The sequence below is a fragment of the Allocoprococcus similis genome (genome assembly GCF_054660775.1).
The window spans coordinates 21,083-27,502 of record NZ_BAAHSG010000033.1 but is presented as its reverse complement, the minus strand read 5'-3'; the positions used below and the strand labels follow the sequence as shown (position 1 = coordinate 27,502).

Here is a 6,420-nt window from a genome sequence, read left to right as displayed (position 1 = left end):
CTTGACAGGTAGCACACCACTACTTTGTTTCAGATTCTTTTACTTATTATGGTTATGTTGAATCATCCAGACGCGATTATTGTCTTATTGTCGGACCTGTCTTCAGTACACCAGTAACAGAATCAGATACACACAATTTTATGAAGGAATGGGCCATCGATGCTTCTTTTCATTCCCGCGTCTCACAGTTTTTACAAAGCATTCCACAGCAATCACTCTATTCTTTTTTGAATGTTCTGGCTTATTTGCACTTCTGCATCAATGATGAAGTAATCTCTGTCAGTGAGCATTTCCAATTGGAAGGATTTGGTCAAACAGATAAGATATCCAGCATTTACACTGAGAAAATAATGGAACTCAAAGAAAATCAAAGATATCATAATACCCATTTTTACGAAAAAGAAATGATGAAATATGTCCAGGATGGAGATGTCAGACGATTGAAAGAACTTCTCAACAGCTCACAGAATCTTGTGGAGGGGATTGTCGCAGGCAACGCACTCAGGCAAAGGAAAAACATTTTTATCACAACAGCAACACTTACCACCCGGGCAGCTATCCAGGGAGGAATGAACCTGGAAGAAGCCTATCAACTGGCTGATATTTACATTCAGGATTGTGAACACTCTCAAAATATCGCTTATATTGAAAAGCTCAGCTATTCTATGCTGATTGATTTTACAGAGCGTGTTGCAAAAGGGAAAATTCCAGGTGGAATGTCCAAAGAAATTTTTGATTGTGTCCAGTTCATCTCCCGCCATGTAAATGAAGCGATCCGGGTTGGTGATGTCACGGAACATATCGGGAAAAGCCGCTCTTATCTCACTAAAAAATTTAAGAAGGAACTTGGTTTCGATATCAGTAGTTTTATCATGCGCTGCAAGTTAGAAGAGTCCAAAAGTTTGCTTACCTTCACAGAAAAAAGCCTGAGCGAAATCAGCAGCTATCTCTGCTTCTCCTCCCAGGCTTATTTTCAGAATGTATTTAAAAAGAAATATGGAATTACTCCTACCCAATACAGAAAACAGACTCAGCTTACAGTTCCACCTTCTTGATCAATCCGTTCTCATCGAATTCAATTGGTGTCATGCATGCCCGTCTTAGATACTGCCCCTTTGTACTTACATGGAAGAACACGTACCACTGTCCATTCACTTCCTCAATACTGCCATGATTGTTCCAGCTTTTCTCATTCAGCGATATATTGTCAACAATCACTCCCTGGTATGTAAATGGTCCAAGCGGAGACTTTGATGTCGCATATCCCAGACTACTTGGTCTTCCACTGGAGATATCTGCAAAAACATAATAATAGGTATCTCCACGCTTTCTCATAGAACTTCCTTCATGAAAATGATGCTCTTTCTCCGTCACAAGCCCTTCTGCAATCGTACTTTCATCAATGCTCATCATATCCGGATTCAGTTTTGCTCCACAAGAAGAAAACTGCCCCCAATAATAGTACGCCTGTCCATCATCATCAACAAAAACCGCCGGATCAATTCCTTTTACAGGAAGTTTCACCGCATTTTTAAATGGCCCCGTAGGAGAATCTGATACTGCAACTCCCTCCGTATCGTCAGAAAGACAAAAATATAGATAGTATTTTCCATCTTTATAGATACAATCCGGTGCAAACAGACTCTTGTTCTTTTGCTGTTCTATCAGTATATTCCTCAAAATCGGTAGGAACTGATCGATTGGAATCTCTTTGGTCTCTTCTGGAAGGAATGTCAAAATTGCCTCCGGAAGTTCGTTATAAGACTTAACACCCTCTAAGTACGTTGGTTCCTGAATCTCGTCTGCCCACGGAACATCCTTGATGGAAAAGCTGATTTCACTCTCTACCCAATGTTCCAGATCTGCGGACAAAATTACTTTGTAATGATCGGAACACCAGGAATCCTCTTTTGTGTCAAGACTTCCATAGATATAGACTTTTCCATCCGGCATTACATGAGCTTCACCATCCGGGATGTTGGATTTGATATTTAGAAATGGTTTCATAGTTTATACACTGCCTCCCTCGCTATTCGTTTGTTTGTTTTTTCTAAGGCAACTATAACATTTGAGGGCGTACAGTTATTGTAATTTTATATATTCTATTGTAATTTTATCGTTAACTATTTTATTTGCAAATGGTTGGAAAGAGACGATTAGCGGCACCATCCTAAAGGCATAAGCCACCTTACATAACGGAATAGAAAAAGCTCAGAGGTCACGACTCTGAGCTTTTTCTTCTTCCTGCAGAAGTTTGATCTGTAGAAATCTAATTTCTTTTATTAGCTACTATTAGACTATGCTATCCTGATTGAAACGTCAACTTGAAAATATAAATGTTTCATCTTTTTCTATCCTTCGATTTTCATCTCAACCTTGCACTTCTTTTTATAACATGCAATGCCGTATTTTATAATCTTATGGATTCCTTCCTGTTCCAGAGATTCTGTATATCCTACATCTATGATCTGCTGAAATGCCTTCTCGCATTCTTTTTCCAGATTCCCATCAGACGCATGCTGGAGAATTGTGACATGTGCCACACTTAGCAGTTGCTGTTCACACTATGTGCGTCCAGTAATACATCTCGCCATTTTAAAGCGTAGTCCTTATCCACTCATCCACCAGCTCCGGCCAATGTTTTACTTCTTCATTCGCCTGTTCCCTCTCACGCTCAGTCTGTCCGGTGAACATTTTCGCCATCTCATTCAAAGCCTGTTTTACTTCTTCCGGAACCGGAAATGTTCCATCGTTCACTGCCTGACCTAATGCAAAAGTCTGTTCCAATGTATATGGTTCTCCAAACTCTTCATTTGCCCATGCTTCATCAGCTAGTGACAATCCATGTTTCCCTTGGGAAAACACATGGAATGCATACGGAATCTTCTTTTCCTGTAGAGCCTGTGCAAATAAGAATGAGTTCTGAACCGGAACCAGTTCATCTGTCGCCGTCTGCCACAAGAAACATGGCGGCATATCTTCTGTCACTTGTTTTTCCAGAGACATATATTCAAGTTCTTCCTCAGAAGCATCGGCTCCTAAAAGTGCAGTGAAAGAACCTCGATGTGCACAGTCACCGGATGTGATCACCGGATAGGAAAGAATGACTGCATTCGGTTTTGCGGATATGGACGCATATTCTCCTGTCTCAGATTCTTCAAATTCCTGCCAGTGTACCGCAACACTTCCACATGCATGTGCTCCTGCGGAGAATCCGCATAACATGATCTTATCTTTATCTACATGAAGTTCTTCTGCATGCTTTCTGATATAGCGGATGGCACGCATCAGATCCTGCATCGGCTGCAATTTCAATGGAATCATCTGTAAGAGATTTGTGGTATAAGTCACAACTGCAGTATGATATCCCATCTCATAAAACTTCTTTGCTACAATCTCACCTTCTGATGGAGAAACTACGGTATATCCGCCACCCGGTGCGATCAGGATACATGGTCGTACTTTTTCATCTTCATGGAAATATAATCGCATGTTCGGGATAAACCCGCATGCTGCTGCGTAATTGTATTCTGATTCATTCCATAATGTTATTTTGTTCATGATATTCTCCTTTCACAGCTTACCATCAGGGACGGGATTTTCTGGCTTTTTGCTTGCAAAAAGAGCCAGAAAACTCCGTCCCTAACCGGCACTACTGATTTTCTTTTTCCTTCTGATTCAAGGCATTCACAACTGCCTCATACATCGGTTTCGCAGCCGGCGCAGCACCGAGCAGCTCTGAAAGTGTCATTCCATAAGCAAACTGGATCATCGGGCCTTCCAGCATTCCCGGTACCATCTGGTTGAACATCTCAACTGCGAGTGGTGCTGCAACGATTTCGCCAAGTGTGCTGTCCATACTGAATCTTTCTACAACAAGACTTGTCTCTGTGTCATATTCGTAATCATATACACCGGAACCAACTTCGTGTACTTCCTCTTTTTCCGGAAGAACGATCACTGCTGTAGTGTTGGCCGGAACTTCTACATGCACATGGATCTTTCCATTCTTGCAGGATGTATTTGCCACAATCTTTCCGTAAACAGATTCAAACTCTGTGCCCCACTCTTCAATGCCTTTTACAAACATTGGTTTTACCTGGAATTTTTTATATCCCGGCTCTAACTGAGATAATCCGGCAACTTTACGGTACATCCAGTCACCTACAGAACCATACGCATAATGGTTCAGAGAGTTCATTCCTGATTCATCAAATGTTCCATCTGGTTTGATTGAATTCCAACGCTCCCAGATGGTTGTTGCTCCCATATTTACTGCGTAGAGCCATGACGGATAATCTTCTTTCATGAAGAGAGTTGCCGCCATCTCATGTGCTCCATTTTCAGAAAGTGCATGGCAAATATAAGGTGTTCCAACAAATCCCGTAGACAGATGATTTTTATGCTTTTCGATATTCGTAATCAGTGTCTTCAAGATACGTTTTCTGTCTTTTTCTCTTGCAAGATTAAAGTACAGGGAAATAATTGCACCTGTCTGTGTCTCGCTTACGATACGTCCTGTCTCTGTGTAATATTCTCTCTGGAATGCATCCAAGGTTGTTTCATAAAGATCCGCATACTTTTTCGCGTCTTCATCTTTTTCCAGCACCTCTGCTGTTTTCTTTACAAGCTCTGTTACATACAGATAGTACGCATTTGCGATCATATATTTATCTGTTGCTCCGGTTCTGTCTGCACTCTCTTCTTTGTCCAGTGCAAACCAGTCTCCATACTGGAATCCACTCTGCCAGAGACCATTCTCTTCACAGTTATTCTTGATGTAGTCTACCCACTCATGCATACATTTCCAGTTTTCTTCCAGAATGCCTTTATCACCATACATCTGATAAACAACCCATGGAACGATAACTGCTACATCACTCCATGCAGAAGAGCTGTACTGTCCCAGGATATCCGGCACAACATGCGGCACACCTTTTTCCAGGGAAGATTCTGCTGCCACATCACGCATCCACTTCGTGTAGAACAATGCTGTATTCCTGTTAAATGCTGCTGTCCATGAGAATACCTGTGCATCTCCTGTCCATCCGAGACGCTCGTCTCTCTGCGGACAATCTGTCGGAATATCAAGGAAATTTCCTCTCTGTCCCCATGTAATATTGCTCTGCAGCTGATTTACTTTCTTGTTAGAGCAGTTGAAATCACCTGTCTTTTCCATATCAGAATGTGTCACACAGGCAATAAACTGATCTGCTGTAAACTCTTCCATACCTTCCACACAGATATAACGGAATCCGTGGAATGTAAAATGCGGACGGAAGATCTGCTCTTCTCCATTACAGATAAATGTATCAATTGATTTTGCCTGACGAAGTGTCTCCGGATAGAATTTTCCGTCTTTGTCGAGAACCTCTGCGTGACGGATCACGATTTTCTGTCCTTTCTCGCCTTTCACATGAACCTCAACAACACCTGTAACAATCTGTCCAAAATCAACCAGTTTTTCACCTTTTGGTGTCACGATCAGCTCTTTACCCACAATTTTCTCTGTAATACGAACAGGTTCATTCTCCTGTGCTGTTAAAACTGCTTTATCAAAATCTTTAACAACAACTTTTCCCTCTGTAATCTCAGGTGCATCCGTGTCAATCGTCTCACCCATGTAAATTTCGCTGTAACGGATTTTCCCGGTCTTTACAGACCATGTTTCGTCTGTAGCGATCACATCTTTGCTTCCATCTTCATATTCGATATGAAGCTCCGAAAAAGCTCCTGCCTGTGTACCATAACGGTTCGGCTCACAAGTAAATCCAAAAATACCCTTGTACCAGCCGTTTCCAACTGTAATCTTGATTTCATTTTCCGCAACGAGCATTTCAGTCACATCATAGATTTGATACTGCAGTCTGTTGTGATAGCTTGTCCATCCCGGCGCCATACGATAATCCCCAACTGTCTGTCCATTCAGTGTCACTTCATATACACCATGTGCAGTTGCATACAGACGGGCTTTCTTCACCTTTTTATCTATTGCAAATGTTTTTCCAAATACCGGGCATGCCGTCTCTTCTTCAGGGAAATCACTTGTGATCATCTTTGCGGTAAATTCTGTATTATCAAAAATTCCGGTCTCAAATGTTCCTTCAATTGATTCTACATTTCCATGGTTATCTGCCACAGATACCTCTACTTTATAAAGCATTTCACCTGCCAGTTTTTCTCCTTCATAAGGAATCAGAACAGACTGGTCTGATGCTTTTTTTCCACTGTTCCAGACAACTTTACCATTTTCATCAGTCACCTTTATTTCATATGCAGTCTGTAAAGTATCCTTCTCCTGTGACTGAATTTTCCATGAGAATCTTGGTGCCTTATCTGTAAGTCCGATTGGATTTTCTCTGTATTCTGTTTTAAGATCATATAATTTCATCTATAATTCCTCCATTTCAAAGATACTAT

Annotated in this window: 5 protein-coding genes; 1 reads left to right on the top strand and 4 read right to left on the bottom strand. The window is 41.3% G+C overall.

What is annotated here, in order from left to right:
• Positions 1-350 precede the first annotated feature (350 nt).
• The gene (locus tag ACYQ5K_RS12605) at positions 351-1,055 is read left to right on the top strand and encodes a helix-turn-helix domain-containing protein (RefSeq protein ID WP_195231484.1); all 705 of its coding nucleotides are present in this window, start codon (positions 351-353) and stop codon (positions 1,053-1,055) included.
• Here ACYQ5K_RS12605 and ACYQ5K_RS12600 read toward each other — a convergent pair.
• The 4 genes from ACYQ5K_RS12600 to ACYQ5K_RS12585 form a co-directional block, all read right to left on the bottom strand.
• The gene (locus ACYQ5K_RS12600) at positions 1,036-2,007 is read right to left on the bottom strand and encodes a family 43 glycosylhydrolase (RefSeq protein WP_173688088.1); all 972 of its coding nucleotides are present in this window, start codon (positions 2,005-2,007) and stop codon (positions 1,036-1,038) included. The two genes, ACYQ5K_RS12605 and ACYQ5K_RS12600, sit on opposite strands and share 20 nt — an antisense overlap.
• Positions 2,008-2,351: 344 nt before the next feature.
• Positions 2,352-2,543 carry a hypothetical protein gene (locus tag ACYQ5K_RS12595; protein WP_173688087.1) on the bottom strand — a complete coding sequence of 64 codons (192 nt, stop codon included), beginning with the start codon at positions 2,541-2,543 and terminating at the stop codon, positions 2,352-2,354.
• Positions 2,544-2,595: 52 nt separating this feature from the next.
• The gene (locus ACYQ5K_RS12590; RefSeq protein ID WP_173688086.1) at positions 2,596-3,561 is read right to left on the bottom strand and encodes an alpha/beta hydrolase; all 966 of its coding nucleotides are present in this window, start codon (positions 3,559-3,561) and stop codon (positions 2,596-2,598) included.
• Between the two features lie 91 nt (positions 3,562-3,652).
• Complete coding sequence (locus tag ACYQ5K_RS12585; RefSeq protein ID WP_459777708.1) at positions 3,653-6,391, bottom strand: alpha-L-rhamnosidase; 2,739 nt, start codon at positions 6,389-6,391, stop codon at positions 3,653-3,655.
• Between the last annotated feature and the right edge of the window lie 29 nt (positions 6,392-6,420).

Excerpts from the sequence above, each read along its gene's own strand:
- ACYQ5K_RS12605 (WP_195231484.1), top strand. The coding sequence starts at position 351 with ATGGAACTCAAAGAAAATCAAAGATATCATAATACCCATTTTTACGAA.
- ACYQ5K_RS12600 (WP_173688088.1), bottom strand. The coding sequence starts at position 2,007 with ATGAAACCATTTCTAAATATCAAATCCAACATCCCGGATGGTGAAGCT.
- ACYQ5K_RS12590 (WP_173688086.1), bottom strand. The coding sequence starts at position 3,561 with ATGAACAAAATAACATTATGGAATGAATCAGAATACAATTACGCAGCA.
- ACYQ5K_RS12585 (WP_459777708.1), bottom strand. The coding sequence starts at position 6,391 with ATGAAATTATATGATCTTAAAACAGAATACAGAGAAAATCCAATCGGA.